The organism is Paenibacillus sp. P4_E11, assembly GCF_056401635.1.
Window position 1 is genome coordinate 21,105 of sequence record NZ_JBFUIX010000031.1, and the last position, 17,180, is coordinate 38,284.

18 protein-coding genes are annotated in these 17,180 nt (G+C 52.1%); all 18 read left to right on the top strand.

Annotation, left to right across the window (positions count from 1 at the left end):
• Nucleotides 1–86 precede the first annotated feature (86 nt).
• The 18 genes from ispE (at nt 87) to AC1DWB_RS14150 (ending at nt 17,062) form a co-directional block, all read left to right on the top strand.
• Nucleotides 87–941, top strand: a complete 855-nt coding sequence (ispE, locus tag AC1DWB_RS14065; protein WP_477541702.1) for a 4-(cytidine 5'-diphospho)-2-C-methyl-D-erythritol kinase — start codon at nt 87–89, stop codon at nt 939–941.
• Nucleotides 942–1,041: 100 nt separating this feature from the next.
• Nucleotides 1,042–1,878 (top strand): pur operon repressor, encoded by an 837-nt coding sequence (purR, locus tag AC1DWB_RS14070; protein WP_477541703.1) that lies wholly within the window; start codon nt 1,042–1,044, stop codon nt 1,876–1,878.
• On the top strand, nt 1,875–2,291 hold the full coding sequence (locus tag AC1DWB_RS14075; RefSeq protein ID WP_477541704.1) for a RidA family protein: 417 nt from the start codon (nt 1,875–1,877) through the stop codon (nt 2,289–2,291). Before purR ends, AC1DWB_RS14075 begins: the two co-directional genes overlap by 4 nt.
• A gap of 107 nt (nt 2,292–2,398) precedes the next feature.
• Nucleotides 2,399–2,683: a septation regulator SpoVG gene (gene spoVG, locus AC1DWB_RS14080; protein WP_405460949.1), complete on the top strand. Its 285-nt coding sequence runs from the start codon at nt 2,399–2,401 to the stop codon at nt 2,681–2,683.
• Between the two features lie 162 nt (nt 2,684–2,845).
• Nucleotides 2,846–4,240, top strand: a complete 1,395-nt coding sequence (glmU, locus tag AC1DWB_RS14085; protein ID WP_477541705.1) for a bifunctional UDP-N-acetylglucosamine diphosphorylase/glucosamine-1-phosphate N-acetyltransferase GlmU — start codon at nt 2,846–2,848, stop codon at nt 4,238–4,240.
• Nucleotides 4,241–4,310: 70 nt separating this feature from the next.
• Nucleotides 4,311–4,949, top strand: coding sequence for a 50S ribosomal protein L25 (locus tag AC1DWB_RS14090; protein WP_477541706.1), 639 nt, complete (start codon nt 4,311–4,313; stop codon nt 4,947–4,949).
• A gap of 368 nt (nt 4,950–5,317) precedes the next feature.
• Nucleotides 5,318–5,881: an aminoacyl-tRNA hydrolase gene (gene pth / locus AC1DWB_RS14095; protein ID WP_477541707.1), complete on the top strand. Its 564-nt coding sequence runs from the start codon at nt 5,318–5,320 to the stop codon at nt 5,879–5,881.
• A gap of 83 nt (nt 5,882–5,964) precedes the next feature.
• On the top strand, nt 5,965–6,198 hold the full coding sequence (locus AC1DWB_RS14100) for an anti-sigma-F factor Fin (RefSeq protein ID WP_477541708.1): 234 nt from the start codon (nt 5,965–5,967) through the stop codon (nt 6,196–6,198).
• A gap of 124 nt (nt 6,199–6,322) precedes the next feature.
• Nucleotides 6,323–9,847, top strand: coding sequence for a transcription-repair coupling factor (gene mfd / locus AC1DWB_RS14105; RefSeq protein ID WP_477541709.1), 3,525 nt, complete (start codon nt 6,323–6,325; stop codon nt 9,845–9,847).
• Nucleotides 9,831–10,886 carry a peptidylprolyl isomerase gene (locus tag AC1DWB_RS14110; RefSeq protein WP_477541710.1) on the top strand — a complete coding sequence of 352 codons (1,056 nt, stop codon included), beginning with the start codon at nt 9,831–9,833 and terminating at the stop codon, nt 10,884–10,886. Before mfd ends, AC1DWB_RS14110 begins: the two co-directional genes overlap by 17 nt.
• Before the next feature lie 187 nt (nt 10,887–11,073).
• Nucleotides 11,074–11,616, top strand: a complete 543-nt coding sequence (gene spoVT, locus AC1DWB_RS14115; protein WP_477541711.1) for a stage V sporulation protein T — start codon at nt 11,074–11,076, stop codon at nt 11,614–11,616.
• 194 nt (nt 11,617–11,810) lie between these two features.
• On the top strand, nt 11,811–13,469 hold the full coding sequence (locus AC1DWB_RS14120) for a putative polysaccharide biosynthesis protein (RefSeq protein WP_477541712.1): 1,659 nt from the start codon (nt 11,811–11,813) through the stop codon (nt 13,467–13,469).
• A 31-nt stretch (nt 13,470–13,500) separates the two neighbouring features.
• Nucleotides 13,501–14,985, top strand: a complete 1,485-nt coding sequence (gene yabN / locus AC1DWB_RS14125) for a bifunctional methyltransferase/pyrophosphohydrolase YabN (protein ID WP_477541713.1) — start codon at nt 13,501–13,503, stop codon at nt 14,983–14,985.
• An 88-nt stretch (nt 14,986–15,073) separates the two neighbouring features.
• Nucleotides 15,074–15,346, top strand: coding sequence for an HU family DNA-binding protein (locus AC1DWB_RS14130; RefSeq protein WP_477541714.1), 273 nt, complete (start codon nt 15,074–15,076; stop codon nt 15,344–15,346).
• Nucleotides 15,346–15,609 carry an RNA-binding S4 domain-containing protein gene (locus tag AC1DWB_RS14135; protein WP_477541715.1) on the top strand — a complete coding sequence of 88 codons (264 nt, stop codon included), beginning with the start codon at nt 15,346–15,348 and terminating at the stop codon, nt 15,607–15,609. Before AC1DWB_RS14130 ends, AC1DWB_RS14135 begins: the two co-directional genes overlap by 1 nt.
• A 193-nt stretch (nt 15,610–15,802) precedes the next feature.
• Entirely contained in the window at nt 15,803–16,084 is a 282-nt protein-coding gene (gene yabP, locus AC1DWB_RS14140; RefSeq protein ID WP_477541716.1) for a sporulation protein YabP, read from the top strand.
• Complete coding sequence (gene yabQ, locus AC1DWB_RS14145; protein WP_477541717.1) at nt 16,081–16,674, top strand: spore cortex biosynthesis protein YabQ; 594 nt, start codon at nt 16,081–16,083, stop codon at nt 16,672–16,674. Before yabP ends, yabQ begins: the two co-directional genes overlap by 4 nt.
• A gap of 64 nt (nt 16,675–16,738) precedes the next feature.
• Nucleotides 16,739–17,062: an FtsB family cell division protein gene (locus AC1DWB_RS14150; RefSeq protein WP_477541718.1), complete on the top strand. Its 324-nt coding sequence runs from the start codon at nt 16,739–16,741 to the stop codon at nt 17,060–17,062.
• Nucleotides 17,063–17,180 lie beyond the last annotated feature (118 nt).

Sequence of the window (17,180 nt, forward strand, 5' to 3'; positions counted from 1 at the left end):
CGCTTTAGCTTTTCTTTTTGCCGTTTGATATAATGTGGGAAGTTAAGTTAACGGAATGCAGCACGGAATAGAAAAGAAGGTGGCTTATGAAGGTTTATGAAAAAGCTCCGGCTAAAATCAACTTGTTACTCGATGTGTTGCGCAAACGCGACGATGGGTACCATGAAGTTGAGATGATCATGACTATGGTCGACTTGGCAGATCGTCTGGAAATGATGGAGCTGCCCAGGGACACGATCATCATATCGAGCCAGGTGGGGTACATCCCGCTGGATGAGAAGAACTTGGCCTTTCAAGCCGCCAGGCTGATTAAGGAACGGTACGATGTGCGGACAGGTGTCTACATTCATCTGGATAAGCGGATCCCGGTAGCAGCAGGGCTAGCAGGGGGGAGCAGCGATGCTGCGGCCACGCTACGCGGTCTGAACCGGTTGTGGCGACTGAATATCCCGGTAGAAGAACTGCAAACGCTTGGCGCCGAGCTAGGCTCAGATGTGCCTTTCTGCGTAACAGGAGGGACTGCGCTTGCCACGGGTCGAGGAGAGAAGCTCGAGCCGATCGCAGCACCACCGCAATGTTGGGTCATTCTGGCGAAGCCTCCGATTCATGTATCCACACAGGAAATATACGGGAAGTTGAATGCCAAAGAAATTCCGCGGCACCCTTCGGTCCCTCAGATGCTCCGGGCTATAGAAGATCAGCAGTTCACGGATATGTGTCAAGCGATGGGGAACGTCCTGGAAGATGTAACGGTGAAGGTATATCCGGAAGTGAAGCAGATCAAGGAGTGTATGCTGCGTCTGGGCGCAGACGGTGTTCTCATGTCTGGCAGCGGCCCGACGGTATTCGGGCTAGTCTCCAAAGAAGCGAAGGTAGCCCGCATTTACAATGGCTTGCGCGGGTTCTGTAAAGATGTGTTTGCGGTTCGAATGTTAACATAGCTGACATAAATGGCTTACAATCATGCGCGCTCAGTTGATTGAACCCGTATATTCATGGTATATTTTCTATATAATATTCGGAATAATTGGGGGTAACGCCATGAAAAAGCTAAAGAGAAGCGCGAGATTGGTAGAAATGACGCAATACCTGCTATTCCGCCCCCATTGTTTAATACCTTTGACCACATTTGCGGAACGATACGGCTCGGCGAAGTCATCCATTAGTGAAGATCTTGCAATCATTAAGGAAGTTTTTGAAGAGGAAGGGCTTGGGGAACTGCATACCCTCGCAGGGGCTGCAGGCGGAGTGAAATTCACACCGAAAGTACCGAAATCCGCTTCGATGCACATACTAGAAGAAATCCGTCAAGTGTTGGAGCAGCCCGATCGTTTGCTGCCAGGCGGGTATTTGTATATGAGTGATATATTGGGACAGCCGCATTTGATTAATGAGGTAGGGAAGCTTTTTGCAACCGCATTCGCGGACAAGGATCTGGATGTGGTGATGACGGTCGAGACGAAGGGGATTCCGCTCGCCTATGCGACGGCATCTTTTCTCAATCTGCCTGTTGTGATCGTGCGCAGGGATAATCGGGTAACAGAAGGTTCCGCGGTCAGCATCAACTACGTGTCAGGCTCGACCAAGCGGATTCAGACGATGACACTCGGCCGTCGTGCACTAAAGGAGCAATCGAAGGTGCTCATTATCGACGACTTCATGCGTGCGGGTGGAACGATCCAAGGTATGATTGACTTGCTGCGTGAATTCAAAGCGTCTGTTCAAGGTGTCGGGGTGCTCATTGAATCGGCGGAAGTGGACGAGCATTTGATTGAGGATTACATTTCGGTAGCCAAATTAACCGCAGCTGATCCGAGAACGAAGCAAATATCGGTCGTTCCCGGCAACTATTTCGATGAAAGAGGGTCATCTAAATGACAATTTCGAAGCAATGGACCATACAACCGGTCTCAACGGAGGCCGCTCCTGCTGCAATAGGGCCTTATTCCCAGGCGATTCAATTCGGCAATCTCGTTCTGACCTCAGGACAAATTCCTCTGAATGCGGAGGGCCAACTTGTAGAGGGCGGCATAGAGGAGCAAACACACCAAGTTTTTCGCAACTTATCGGCAGTACTTGAAGCGGCAGGGGCATCGTTTCAGACGGTGTTGAAGGCGACTGTCTTTCTGAAAGATATGGGGCAATTCGCCATAGTTAATGAGATCTATGCAAGCTATTTCGGAGGGCACAAGCCAGCACGTTCAACTGTAGAGGTGGCAAGGCTTCCGAAGGATGTTTTTGTCGAAATAGAACTGATTGCAACGAATAATGTCGAAATAGTTCAAAAATAAAAAAAAGTTTATGAATTTGGTAATAAATCGGAAAAAAATAGAAGGAATTCGATTTGCAATGTGGAAGTATAAACCAAGTCTTGCATAAGATAAAGGTGGTGAACACATTGCAAATCACTGATGTACGACTTCGCCGGGTTAATTCCGAAGGCAGAATGAAAGCGATTGCTTCCATTACCATTGACAATGAATTCGTGGTGCACGACATCCGGGTCATTGACGGGAATAATGGTATGTTCGTCGCGATGCCAAGCAAGCGAACGCCGGACGGAGAATTCCGGGATATAGCTCATCCAATCTCTTCTACAACTCGCGAGAAGATTCAAGCTGCTGTATTGGCTGAATATGAGAAAGTTTCAAGCGAAGAAGAAATGATCGAAGAGGGAGCATAGATCTTCCGCAATTAAGAGAGCCGTGAGGCTCTCTTTTCTTTTCGGCAAAATTGGGATATAGTCAAAGATGACTCCCAGTTCGAACGCATCTTGTTAGGAGTATGTGCGGAACTGTTGGGGTGAATGGACTGGGAGAACTGAACACGCGGAGGGGAATGTAACTTGCGTATATTAGGAATTGTTCTCGCTGGAGGACAAGGCAAACGAATGAAATCGAAACTATATAAAGTCATGCATCCGGTTTGCGGCAAGCCGCTGGTGGGCCACGTAATGGACGTACTTGACGAGATCAACACTGACCGTAAAGTTGTAATCGTAGGCCATGGCGCCGAAGCCGTTAAAGCGTACTTGGGCGATCGAGCGGAATATGCTTTGCAGACTGAGCAATTGGGTACCGGGCATGCCGCGATGCAAGCCGAACACTTGCTGGAGGATGAGGAGGGTATAGCCCTTATTACGTTCGGTGACACGCCGCTCATTCAGGCCGAATCCTTATCTGAGATGATCCGTCTGCATCGTGAGAGCTCGGCTGCTGCAAGTGTGATGAGTGCTAGATTGGACCAGCCGTTCGGCTACGGACGCATTATTCGTAATGCAGAGGGGCATGTCACGGGTATTGTGGAACAGAAGGACTGCACGCCGGAGCAACGTGAAATTCAAGAGATTAATACTGGCATCTGCTGCTTCGATAAGCGCAAGCTGTTCCAGGCCTTGAAGCAGGTGACGAACGATAATGCCCAGAAGGAATATTACTTGACCGATGTGATCGGCATATTGAGCCGACAAGGTGAGAAGATTGTCGGCTATTGTGTTGCGGATGCTTCAGAAGGGATGGGGATTAACGACCGTGTGCAGCTCGCGGAAGCGGAGCAGGCGCTGCGTACGCGCATCAATCGCCGTCATATGCTGAATGGGGTCACCATGATCGATCCGAGCCATACGTATATCGAGAAGGATGTTCAGATCGGGTCCGATACGATCATCCAACCGGGTACAGTCATTCGCGGATGCACCGTGATCGGCGAGCAGTGCATCATCGGACCACATGCAGATATTACCGATTCCACCCTAGGTGACCAGGTTAGCATTCAACATTCGGTGCTGCTTGAAGCAGAAGTAGGCGCGGAGACGACCGTGGGGCCTTACGCGTACTTAAGACCGGGTGCAAGGCTCGGTCGGAACGTGAAGATCGGCGACTTCGTAGAGATCAAGAACGCTACACTCGGCGAGGGCACGAAAGTGTCGCACTTGAGCTATGTGGGAGACGCTTCTGTGGGGACGAATGTGAATATCGGCTGTGGCGCCATCACGGTCAATTATGACGGCTTCAACAAAAACTTGACTGAGATCGGCGATGATGCATTCGTAGGCAGCAATGTCAACTTGATTGCTCCGGTTAAGATTGGAGCCGGTGCCTATGTCGTAGCGGGCTCGACCATTACACATGAAGTGGAGCCGGGAGACGTGGCAATTGCAAGAGAGCGGCAAACGAACAAGCCTGGCTATGCCGATAAGCTTCGTCAGCGATTCAGCTCGATCAAGGCAAAAAAACAGTAAGTATGGTTCGAACCTCCTTCGATTGGGTAAAGTATCAGGGAAATGCCTAATGCTTGAAGGAGGATCAATCATGGATGCTAAGTTGAATGCAGAGATCAGGAGCAAGGACGCGACCAAATCGGAGCTCAAGGGGATGCGGTCAAGTGGACGCATTCCAGCTGTCGTATATGGCAAGACGATCGGCAGTATTCCTATTACGGTCGAGGAGAAACAATTGACAGGGTTACTGCGCAGCCATCACAACGCAGTCATCACGATGGAAGTGCCAGGACAAGGCGACTACCCTGTAATGGTCGGCGGATTGGACCGGGACAAGCTGAGCCGGAACGTCCTGCACATCGATTTCCATCAGATTAATATGAACGAGCCTGTCCATGCCAAGGTGGCGGTAGAGTTCCAAGGAGACTCTCCAGGTGTACGGGAGGGCGGGGTATTAACGGCTCTGCTCCATGAAGTGGAGATACGCTGTTTGCCAGACCGACTGCCATCCGAATTGAAGGTGGATATCAGCGGGCTTGGAACGGGTGAGAGCATCCTCGCAGGAGACTTAACCCTTCCGTCAGAAGTTGAGCTTAAGACGGATCCGCATGCCGTCGTGGTGACGATTCTCATACCGCAGAAATCGGGCGATGAGCGCGCGGACGAAGATGCAGACGGTTCAGAAGGACGAGCCGAGGCAGGACTACCGGAAGCCGCGGAAACGACTTAACGGCCATCCTATGGCAAAAGGGTTACGTTCCTCTTGGGATCGTAACCCTTTTGCCATGGAATCAAGCTGATTAATACCCCGGTCTGGAAATGAAAGTAAAGCAATTCCGGTGATAGTAAGTTTGATTGACTTTGATGAAGGTACTCGTATACCGTTCCACGATGCCGATATCCCTGTGGAGATTGGCCGAATAAATCTGAATGGGAACCCCGTGTTCGATATGGTCCTGAAAATGTCGGTCGTCGCAAATAATTTGACCGTTGGTATACATACATTCACCTACACTTAAGCGTAGAATATGATATGAGCTATGACAACGCACAGATGCATTTTGTTGCATGAATACAAAATTTTTGGGGGAAATGTGCATGAAGTGGATAGTCGGGTTAGGTAACCCGGGTACGCAATATGCCAAGACAAGGCACAATGTAGGGTTTATGGCGGTTGATGAGGCGGCCAAGGCATGGGGCATAACCGTTACGCCGCAAGCCAAATTCAAGGCACTAGTAGGCGAGGGTCACGTCAAGGGGCAGAAGGTATACCTCATCAAGCCTATGACGTATATGAATTTGTCCGGGGAGTCGATCCGGGCTTTTATGGATTTTTATAAAGCCGATTTGCAGGATGGCCTAGTGTTATATGATGATATGGATACAGCGTTCGGGGCGATCAGACTTCGCTTTCAAGGAAGCCCTGGTGGGCATAATGGCATCAAGTCGATTATTCAGCATACAGGAACACAAAGCTTCAACCGAATTCGTATTGGAGTATCGAGGCCGACACCTGGATCAGATATTGCGGACTATGTGCTATCTGACTTTCGGAAGGAAGAGGTGAAGGAGCTCCCTCACGTGTTGGCTGCAACCTTGGGTGCACTGGAATTCTCCCTTGAGAATTCATTTGAGCATACGATGGCGAAGTTCAACAAATAGTTGCAAGGCGGCTAAATTGTTCCATTCCTGTCCATACTAGAATCAAGTTTCAATCGGTATATGGAGAGGTGGAGGGGCATACGATGACTGTAAATTACATTTGTCGACATTGTGGATCACAGATGGGCCGGATTCTAGGCGAACAAGTCAGCGAATTCCAGCTGGGGTTCCATTTCTTGACCCCTGAGGAACGCAGCGATATAATTACTTATAATAATAGCAGCGGAGACGTTACGGTGAAGCTCACTTGCGATTACTGCAAGGAGGCGCTGGACGCGAATCCGGAGCTGAACCTGATAACCAATCCGCTGCAGTAGCGGTCTATGCTAAACGGTGCCGGCCCGATGCGGGTCGAAGCCGTTTATGCTTGTTGAGCAAGCAAGACCTTGGCAGGCTCGCCCAGGTCTTCTTTCTGGTGGTGTTTTGGAAGGGAGTAGCAATATGCAAACAATCGTTCGAAGTTTTTCGGAGGATCTGGATTTTCAGACCATCGTAGCCGGTGTTAGAACCGGTATGCGAGAGCAGTTGATATCCGGGCTATCTGGATCATCGCGTCAGGTTATGATTGCGGCGCTGGCCGGTCAGTTGGATCGTCCTTTATTTGTCGTGACCCATAATATGTTCTCCGCGCAAAAAATTACGGAGGATTTGCTCGAATGCTTACCAGCAGATCAGGTCATTCTGTACCCGGCAGGCGAATTGCTAGTGACAGAGGCGGCAGCTGCCAGCCCCGAGACGATGGCTCAGCGCATTGACGCACTCACTCGGCTGTCACAGAACTTCCGCGGTGTGCTTGTGGCACCCTTCGCTGGCGTACGCAAGCTAATCCCGCCTGGAAGTGTGTTTGCTGAAGGACGTCTGACTCTTAAGGTAGGCGACACCGTACAATTGGAAGAGTTGCTGCTCCGACTTGTAAGCTTGGGCTACGAACGTGTGGAGCGAGTCGATGCCAAGGGTCAAATGAGCTTACGCGGCGGGATTCTCGATTTCTTCCCCCTAACTTCGGATACGCCTTATCGGGTCGAATTGTTCGATGTAGAAGTGGATTCCATCCGTAGCTTCGATGTCGTGGATCAGCGTTCCATTGACAAATTCGAGTCAGTAGAGATTAGCCCATGCCAAGAGATTATCGCCGATAGTAAGCGTTTGCAAAGTGCGGCGCAATACGCGTATGAGCTGCTGCAAGATCAGCTGAATAAAATGTCCGATCGAACGGTCAAAGACAAGCTGAAGGCAGAGATTCAGCACGATATTGAATTAATGCGAGAAGGGCAGCATTTCCAAGGCATCTACAAGTACATTTCCTTGTTGTACCCGGAACGCCATACGCTCATGAATTACTTGGATAAGGATACCGTGCTTGTGATTGACGAGCCGGCCCGTCTACAGGAAACGGCTAAGCAGCTTGATCGGGACGAGGCGGAATGGATGACGAATCTGCTTCAGGAGGGCAAATCCTTACCTGGCTTCGCCCTGTCCAAACCATATGAGTCCCTCCTGCACCGGACGTCCCACCCGACCTTATACTTGTCCTTATTCCTTCGTCAAGTTCCTCAGACACAACCGCAAAATATCGTCAACTTCATGTGCCGGGGGATGCAAAACTTCCATGGCCAGATGAACGTGTTGAAGTCGGAGATGGAGCGGTGGAAGAAGACAGGGACGAAGGTTATTCTGCTTGCCAATGGAGAGGAACGGATCGAGCGGGTTCGCAGAGTGCTGCACGACTATGAAATCGAAGAACCTGTAATCGTAAATGGTAACTTGCAGCTTGGGTTCGAGCTTCCTTCTGTGCATCTTGTGGTCGTGACGGAAGGGGAGATGTTCACCCAGAAAAACCGCAAAGTCCGCAAGGTAGACAAGAAGATCGACAACGCGGAGCGGATCAAGAGCTACAGCGAGCTGAAGGTGGGCGACTATGTCGTCCATGTCAACCATGGGATTGGCAAATACATGGGCATCGGCACGTTGGAAATCAACGGACTGCATAAAGACTATATGCACGTTATGTATGCAGGCGGCGATAAGCTGTCCGTGCCGATCGAGCAGATCGACTTGATCCAGAAGTACGTCGGCTCCGAAGAGAAGGAACCGAAGGTATACAAGCTGGGTGGAGCCGATTGGGCAAAGGTGAAGAGCAAGGTTCGCAGCACCGTGCAGGATATCGCGGACGATCTGATCAAGCTGTACGCCGAACGCCAAGTGACCCAAGGCTACTCTTTCAATAAGGACACACCCTATCAGCAGGAATTCGAGGGGATGTTCCCCTATGACGAGACCATTGATCAGCTTCGTGCCATTGAAGAGATCAAGAAAGATATGGAAGAGCCCCAACCGATGGACCGACTGCTCTGCGGTGACGTCGGCTATGGCAAGACCGAGGTGGCGATCCGTGCCGCGTTCAAGGCCGCGATTGATGGCAAACAGGTAGCCGTTCTCGTGCCAACGACGATTCTCGCCCAGCAGCATTATGAGACATTCCGCGAGCGATTCTCGGGTTATCCGTTCCAGATTCAAGTGTTAAGCCGCTTCCGTTCCAAGAAGGAACAGACGGATACGATGAAGGGCATTAAGGCCGGTACGGTTGATGTCGTCATTGGTACCCATCGCCTGCTCTCCTCCGACATTACGTTCAAGGATCTGGGCTTGCTGATCGTCGATGAGGAGCAGCGGTTCGGGGTGTCGCATAAGGAGAAGCTGAAGCGGCTCAAGATGAATGTCGACGTGTTGACGTTGACGGCAACGCCGATTCCGCGAACGCTGCACATGTCGATGCTCGGAGTCCGGGATTTGTCTGTTATCGAGACGCCGCCAGAGAACCGCTTCCCTGTACAGACGTACGTCGTGGAGCATAGCAATGCGCTGACACGGGAGGCGATTGAGCGGGAATTGGCGCGGGAAGGCCAAGTGTACTACTTGTATAACCGGGTGCAAGGCATCAACCAGATGGCGGAGCAAATATCGATGCTTGTTCCTGACGCGAGGGTCGGTGTTGCGCACGGTCAAATGTCGGAGCAGGAGCTGGAGCGGACCATTCTTGACTTCCTCGACGGGGAGTACGACGTGCTGGTTAGCACAAGCATTATCGAGACCGGTGTCGATATCCCGAACGTCAACACGTTGATCGTTCATGACGCGGACAAGATGGGACTTTCCCAGCTGTACCAGCTTCGCGGGCGCGTGGGTCGATCGAATCGGATCGCTTATGCCTATTTCACGTATCAGCGCGATAAAGTGCTGACTGAGGTGGCGGAGAAGCGGCTGCAGGCAATAAAAGAGTTTACAGAACTAGGTTCGGGGTTTAAAATTGCCATGAGGGATTTGGCTATTCGAGGAGCGGGGAATTTGCTCGGAGCGGAGCAACACGGGTTTATCGCATCCGTCGGCTTCGATCTATATTCGCAAATGCTAGGGGAAGAGATCGCGAAGCGAAAGGCCGAGATGTCCGGCACGAAGGTGGAACAAGCCAAGCCGGTTAGCACGCAGATTGACCTGACGCTCGACGCCTACTTACCTTCTGACTATATTTATGATAGTATGCAGAAGATTGAACTGTACAAGAAAGTGGCTAATATCCGTACGCTGGAGGAAGCGGCGGATTTGAACGAGGAGATCGAGGATCGCTTCGGGAATTTGCCGGTTGCAGTGTCGAACCTGCTGACCGTAGCGAGACTGAAGGTGTTCGGAACAAGTTATGCCATTGAGTCCATTGTGCAAAAAGGAGAGGATATTCAGCTCAAGATCGATCCACGGGAGAACGGCAAGCTGAACGGACAAAAGCTGCATGCTTTGTCCACTCAATTCGATGGCCGGATCAAACTGGTTGCGGGCACACAAATTATGATTCAGGTAAAATGCCGTGGATTCAAACCAGAACAATCCGTGGAACTTGTGGAACGTTTTTTGGTACAATATAAAGATGCCATCAAATCGAAAGGGGAGTTGCAAGATGTTGCAAATCAATAGCACCTATGCGCGCAGACTTATTCTAGGCTTAATTGCGGTTGTCCTTACGATGACGGTATTGAGCGGTTGTGGTAAAAAAGGCAAGGAGGGCTCAACCGATAGCAAGACGGTTGTAGCTACCTATAAAGACGGAGGAAAAGTGACACGGGGCGAGTTCAACAAGTATGTGGGCGCGACCAAATTTTTTTATCCGATGTATGCGCAATATGAAGCCGATCCTGCGTTCCAAGAGCATATGATGAACCAGCTGATCGCCTTCCGTTTGTTGGCTTCTAAGGCCGACGATGCTGCGAAGAAAGATGCAGACACGAAGACGACGGAACAGATGGACCAAATCAAGAAGTACTTCGAGCAAACGGACAAGGGTGCGTTGGACAAGCAGTTGAAGGAATATGACATCACACAGGACGACCTGAAAGAATATGTCAAGACCAGCATGATCGTGCTGACATCCGCTGAGAAGCAAGTGACCGACGATCAAGTTAAGGCCAACTATGATGAGAAAGCCAAAGCCAAAGCGCTGGATGTGGCAACCGTTAGCCATATTCTCGTCATGCTGAAGGATCAGACCGGCAAAGACCTTCGCACCAAAGAGGAAGCGTTGAAACGCGCCTTGGAAGTGAAGGACAAGCTGGACAAGGGCGGCGACTTCGCGGCATTGGCCAAAGAATATTCCGAAGATGAAGGATCCAAGGAAAACGGCGGGAAATACACCGACGCTGATCCGAATCAATGGGTAGAGAACTTCAAGAATGCGGCGTTAACGCTGCCTCTGAACAAGATCAGCGATCCGATTGAAACGGAATACGGCTACCATGTCATGAAGGTCGAATCCCGCAAGACCAAGACATTGGACGAAATGAAGGCCGACATCAAATCGGAACTGGCCGAAACGATCATTACCGATTTCATGGACAAGGACTTGCCTAAGTACGAGATCAAGATCACTGGATTGACCCAGCCAACGCCAGCTCCATCGGCAACAACGGCACCATCGACAACGCCAGCTCCTTCTGCTTCGCCAACACCAGCGAAGTAAGGATTTGGATCATCCCGCAGACCCTGCTATAATAGCAGGGTCTGTTGTTTGTCCAGAAGCCCGCGGGAATGTATAAGAAATTGGGAGCAGAAACATACTATGGGCAGACAACAAAGTCAACTCCAGTTTCCATAAAAACGAACCGTCATATCCAAACCTTCATTGGAAAGAGAGGCATCAGAGAGATATGAAAGCTACTGGAATCGTACGTCGGATTGATGATTTAGGCAGGGTGGTTATTCCGAAGGAAATTCGTCGCACATTGCGAATTCGCGAGGGAGACCCGTTAGAAATATTCGTTGACCGGGACGGAGAAGTGATTCTGAAGAAGTATTCCCCGATCGGTGAGTTAGGGGATTTCGCCAAAGAATATGCGGAGTCCTTGTTCGAGAGCACGAATCACGTCACCATCATTTCCGACCGGGATACCTTCATCACGGTTGCAGGCGGCTCCAAGAAAGATTTTCTGGAGAAGCAGATCGGTCAAAGTGTAGAAACTTGCATGGAGAACCGTCGTTCGATGCTGGAGACGAACGGTGGCCAGTTCGACATCGCCAAAGACTTTAATGAAACCTACAGCTCCTTCGTGATAGCTCCAATCGTGGCGGGAGGCGATCCGATCGGATCCGTTATCCTTCTGTCGAAGGACGAATCGGTCAAGATGGGACAGATGGAGCTGAAGATGGCAGAGACGGCGGCTGGCTTCCTGGCCAAGCAGATGGAACAATAGGAACGTAAGCGGATCAGCAGGACAACTAGTATGAACTGGATCATGACGAGTAGAAGCTTCACGGCAGAAGATCATTTCTTCGCCGGGGAGCTTTTTTGTTTGTGATCCAAGCCCGAGGTTTGCTTCACTTTAGGCAGAACGCTTATAATAGGACGGGTATGGTGGTTGGTTTACGGGCTGGGGAGGATGACCGAATGAGCAGCCGGAGCACGTCAGGATCAGATGGAAAAGCTGCCGGTCGACTATGGCAAGGTGCTGCTATACTGGGGCTTGCCGCTGTTGTTTCCAAGGTGCTGGGGACGATTCAGAAGATTCCGTTGCAGAACCTGGCTGGAGACGCGGTTTTTGGTATTTACAATGCGGTTTATCCGCTATATACATTCATGCTTGTGTTGGCTACGGCCGGCATCCCGATTGCTGTATCGAAGTTCGTGTCAGAGGAGATGGCGGCTGGACGCGAGCCGGAAGCTCGTCGTGTGCTGCGATTGGCGAACGGGCTCATGTCCGCAACCGGGATCGTCGGGTTCCTTCTGCTGTATGCTGGAGCCGATGTGATGGCAGCGTGGATCGGCAATGCTCAGACAGCCATGGCGATTCGCAGCGTGTCCTTCGCGCTCTTGTTCATGCCTATAACAGCAGGGCTCAGAGGGTACTTCCAAGGGCTGCACAATATGGTGCCCACCGCCGTGTCTCAGGTGGCGGAGCAGTTCGTGCGCGTGGGCGTGATGATCACGCTGCTCTTGGTGCTCGTCGGACGCGGCCCGTCCGATGCAGCGATTGCCGCCGGCGCGACCTTCGGGTCGACGGCAGGCTCTGTCGCCGCGCTGGCGGCGGCGCTGTTGTTCTGGCGCGCGCATAGCCGCCAGCAGGTCGTCCTGCGCCGCGGAGATGGCGCAGCGGCCCGTGAGGCGGTTCGAACGCCTCTGCTGAGGCGATTCGTGGCGTTTGCCTTGCCGGTCTGCCTCGGAGCGGTGGTGCTGCCCATGCTTACGTTGGTGGATACGTTCACGATGCCGCGGCTGTTGCGGTATGAGGGCTTCGACGAGGGGGCGGCCATGGCCGCGTTCGGCCTCTACAATCACGGGCTGCCCCTCGTGCAGCTGATCGCGATGATCATGACCTCAATGTCGGTTGCGCTCATTCCGGTCATCTCGGAAGCTAAGCACCGAGGGGACTGGGAGTCGATCCGCCGCAGCGCGGGGCTGTTCCTGCGATTCGGCTGGCTCGTCGGGCTGGCGGCTTCGGTCGGATTGGCGGTGCTGGCCAAGCCGCTTAACATCATGCTGTTCGCTGACGCCGCCGGGTCCGACGTCATGGCGATTCTCGCCTGCACCGCCGTGTTCGGCGTCGTGCAGATCGTCTCCGGCACGCTACTGCAGGGCCTCGGGGCGGAGCGCGCCCCCGCGTACTACCTGCTCGCTGCCGTCGGCGTCAAGATCGGCCTCAACCTGCTGCTCATGCCCCATTGGGGCATTCACGGCGCCGCGGTTGCGGCTGTGGTGGCCTACGCGACGGCGGCCGCGCTGAACTGCCTGCGGCTGCGCCGGTTGCTCGGCGCCCGCCTCGCCTTCGGCCGCGACGCGGCCCGGCCCGCGGCTGCTGCCGCGGTCATGGCCGCGGGCCTCGCGGCCTGGCTCGGCGCCGCCGCGCTGGCGCTGGACGCGCTGCCCGTGGCGCCGCCGGAGCGGGCGGCGCAGACGGCAGTGGCGCTCAGCGCCGTAGCCGGAGGCGGCCTGCTGTATGCGGCCGCGCTGTTCCGCGTCCGCGCGATCTCGGCCGCGGAGCTTACGGCCCTGCCCGGCCTCGGGCCGAAGCTGGTCAAGCTGTTGCGGCGGCTCCGCATCAGCGCCTAATCAGCACCTTATGAAGAGAGGAAGCAAATCTATGCGTGCATCAATCGTTGTAGTGGGCTTAGGCTCCGGAGATGAGAACCAATTGACCTTGGGGGTCTGGAAACGACTGCAAGCCGCCAAGACCGTCTATTTGCGCACGGTGCATCACCCAGTGGCCGTATGGCTGACCGAGCAAGGGATAACCTACCATACGTTTGATGCGCTTTATGAAGAGCAGGCTTCGTTCTCGGCGGTGTATGAGGCGATTGCCGTGCATTTGTTGCAGGAAGCGTCACAATCGAACGGCGAGATCGTCTATGCCGTCCCGGGCCATCCCATGGTAGCGGAGTCTACCACGCAGTTGCTGATGGCGGCTTGTCCACACGGCGGGATCGAGCTGGACATTATCGGCGGCGAGAGCTTCCTCGATCAAGCGTTCACCCGTCTCGGGTTTGATCCAATCGACGGCTTCGTACTATTGGACGCCACGAATCTGGAAGCACACAAACCACAACCGCGGCTGCACACGCTCATCGGGCAAGTGTACGATGCCTTTACCGCGTCCGAGGTCAAGCTGCACCTGATGAGCGCATACCCGGACGATTACGAAGTCGTCGTGGGGCATAGCCTGGGCGTACAAGGCGAGGAGAGCATCGTGAAGGTGCCGCTGTATGAGCTGGACCGTATAGAGGGTTACGGCAATCTGTCCCTCATCTGGGTGCCCCAGAGCGACGAGGATGAGCTTCGCAAGCGTTCGTTCGACCGGTTGCATGAGATTGTGGCCATTCTTCGCAGTCCAGAGGGATGCCCTTGGGACCGCGAGCAGACGCATGCCAGCATTCGCAAAAACTTGATCGAGGAAACGTACGAAGTGCTGGAGACGATCGATGACGACGATCCGGATGCGATGTGCGAGGAGTTGGGCGACCTGCTGCTGCAAATCTTGCTTCATGCCCAGATGGAGGAAGAGGCGGGAGCATTTGATGTGTTCGACGTTCTGGAGGAGCTGCATGACAAGCTGATCCGCCGTCATCCGCATGTGTTCGGGGAACGGGCGGCTGAGGATGCCGAGGAAGCGTTGCAACACTGGAACGCCATGAAACTCGAAGAGAAGAAGAGCCGGGGCATGGATACCGAGCAGCAGTCTGCACTGGCGGGAGTACCACGGGACTTGCCAGGCCTCATGAAGGCCTACAAGCTACAGAAGAAAGCGGCTCAAGTAGGGTTCGATTGGGAGAAGGAGGAAGACGTGTATGCCAAGATCGAGGAAGAGCTGCTTGAGCTCCGGGAAGCATCGGCTGAAGAGCGGGCTGGCGAGCTGGGTGATCTGCTGTTCGCGGTCGTGAACTTGTCCCGGTTTCTGAAGGTTGATCCAGAGGAGGCTATTGCACGAACCAATCGTAAGTTTGTTACCCGATTCTCCTTCATCGAGGAGCAATTGCAGGTGCAAGGCAAATCCGTGGAGCAATCAAACTTGGAAGAAATGGAATATTTATGGCAAAAAGCAAAAAAACTTTCGAAATCTGAGCTTTCGTAGAAGGATTTTCCTTGCCAATAAAGAATACATACTACTTGTGCAGGCAAAAAAAGCGATAGCGCTTAATTATTTTAGGAGGAATATACAAATGAACAAAACAGACTTGGTAAACAACATCGCTACAAAAAGCGGATTGTCCAAAAAGGACGTAGAATCGGTATTGAACGGATTTCTGGGTGAAGTTACAGACGCTTTGTCCACTGGCGACAAAGTTCAACTGATCGGCTTCGGCACGTTCGAAACTCGCACTCGTTCCGGTCGTACAGGCCGCAACCCGCAAACCGGTCAAGAAATCAAAATCCCTTCTTCGAAAGTACCAGCATTCAAAGCAGGGAACAAGCTTAAAGAAGCGGTAAAATAATGCGTCTCGATAAATTCCTGAAAGTATCCCGATTGATCAAGCGCCGTACCGTCGCTAAAGATGTGTCCGACCAGGGTCGAATCTGGGTTAATGGAAGGGAAGCTAAGGCGAGTACAACCGTGAAGGTGGGGGACGAGCTGTTGATTCAGTTCGGACAGAAGCGGGTCACCGTCCGAGTAGACCGCATCGTGGAAACTACCCGCAAAGACGAAGCGGCCGAGATGTACACGGTGCTTCGCGAGGAATCGAATTCCTCGACTTAATTCGGACCAACAAAGAAGAGGCCTATCCTTCGGATAGTGCCTCTTCTTTGTTGACGATTCAGAATGATTAACTCCGCTGATTGTTCATCGTCTCGGCAAACGCACGGCGTCAAAGGACGCCGTTAGGTGTTTATCCTTGGTTCTAAAAGTGTACAGCCCCCCATACGTTAGTGGTAGGGGAGGGGTACAGGCCATGAATGAACACGGAAAAGTCAAACGACAAGAAGTGAAGATGCTGAACCGCAAGCTTCTTGAGATTTCGGGTGTCCTGAATGTAGAGAGCTTCGATAGTGAGGAGTTTCTACTTGAAACGGAATGCGGTTTCCTTGCCGTAAAGGGACAGAACTTGCACATTAAGAACTTAAGCCTGGATCAAGGGTTGGTCGCAATCGAGGGACTGGTGAACGGACTGACTTACTTGGAATCAAACTCCCATGAGAAATCGAAGGGATTACTAGGTAAATTGTTCAAGTGAGCCTGGAGACGCAATTCCTTACATTATTGACGATGATCGGGATTGGAGCGGGCATGGGTGCGATCTTCGATGTGTACCGCGTGCTGTCAGACCAGTTGCGTGTCCCTCGCTGGATGATTCCGCTGTTCGACATCGTGTATTGGATCGTATCGACCCTCCTCGTATTCAGAGGACTGTACGCCAGCAATAATGGACAAGTTCGAGTGTTCATCTTCATCGGATTACTTGCAGGGGGATGGCTGTATTTTCGCCTTATCAGTTGGCTTGTGGTCCGGTCTGTCCTATTTGCTGTCCGAGTCGTGAAGCTGTTGATTCGGTTCATAATCCGCACGCTAGAGTTGACTTTTATCAAACCGATCATCCTGCTGTATCGGCTTGTTATCGTAATTTTCGGATTTTTGTTTGCGATTGCTGTTTTCCTGTATAGAATTGTGTTACAATTACTGTACCCATTCTGGGTGTTATTCCGCAAGCTGTTCGGCTGGGCTCGGCCTTTGCTGATCGTGCCTCGATGGATGAAGCCGAATTGGCTGACCGGTTCTTGGAATAAGCTAACCCAGTTTGCCAAGCGATTGTTCGGCAGACATTGATGGGAGACAGCTTGTGCGCTCGAAGTAACTTCTTACAGGAAGTTTTAGGAGGTCCCTTTACGATATGCGTCCAATCGCAGCAACCGACACCAACCTCGAACAACCACATAAAGGCTCCCGAAGACGGGTACGGTTTTTAATGTTAACCCTTTTTGGTTTTTTGGCTTGGGCGGCGGTCATTGCTTGGAATCAGCAAGGGAGACTTGATGCCAAGTCAGCTCAAGCAAGTGAACTGGATATGAAGCGAACGGAAACCGTTAAGCTGAATGCCGACTATAAGAAAGAAGTCGAACGGTTGAACGACCCCGAATATATTTTGCAAAAAATTCGCAAAGAGTATCATTACACGAAGCCAGGTGAGACTTTGTTCTATACACCCAAGTCTTAGCTTGGCTCAAGCCCTATTGGCGTGTATTGACCTGATTTTGGCGATCTTGTATAATCTGCATAGCTGCTCTTTTCAGTAAGCGCTGGGGAAATGACCATTTTGTCCGACGGATGCGCAA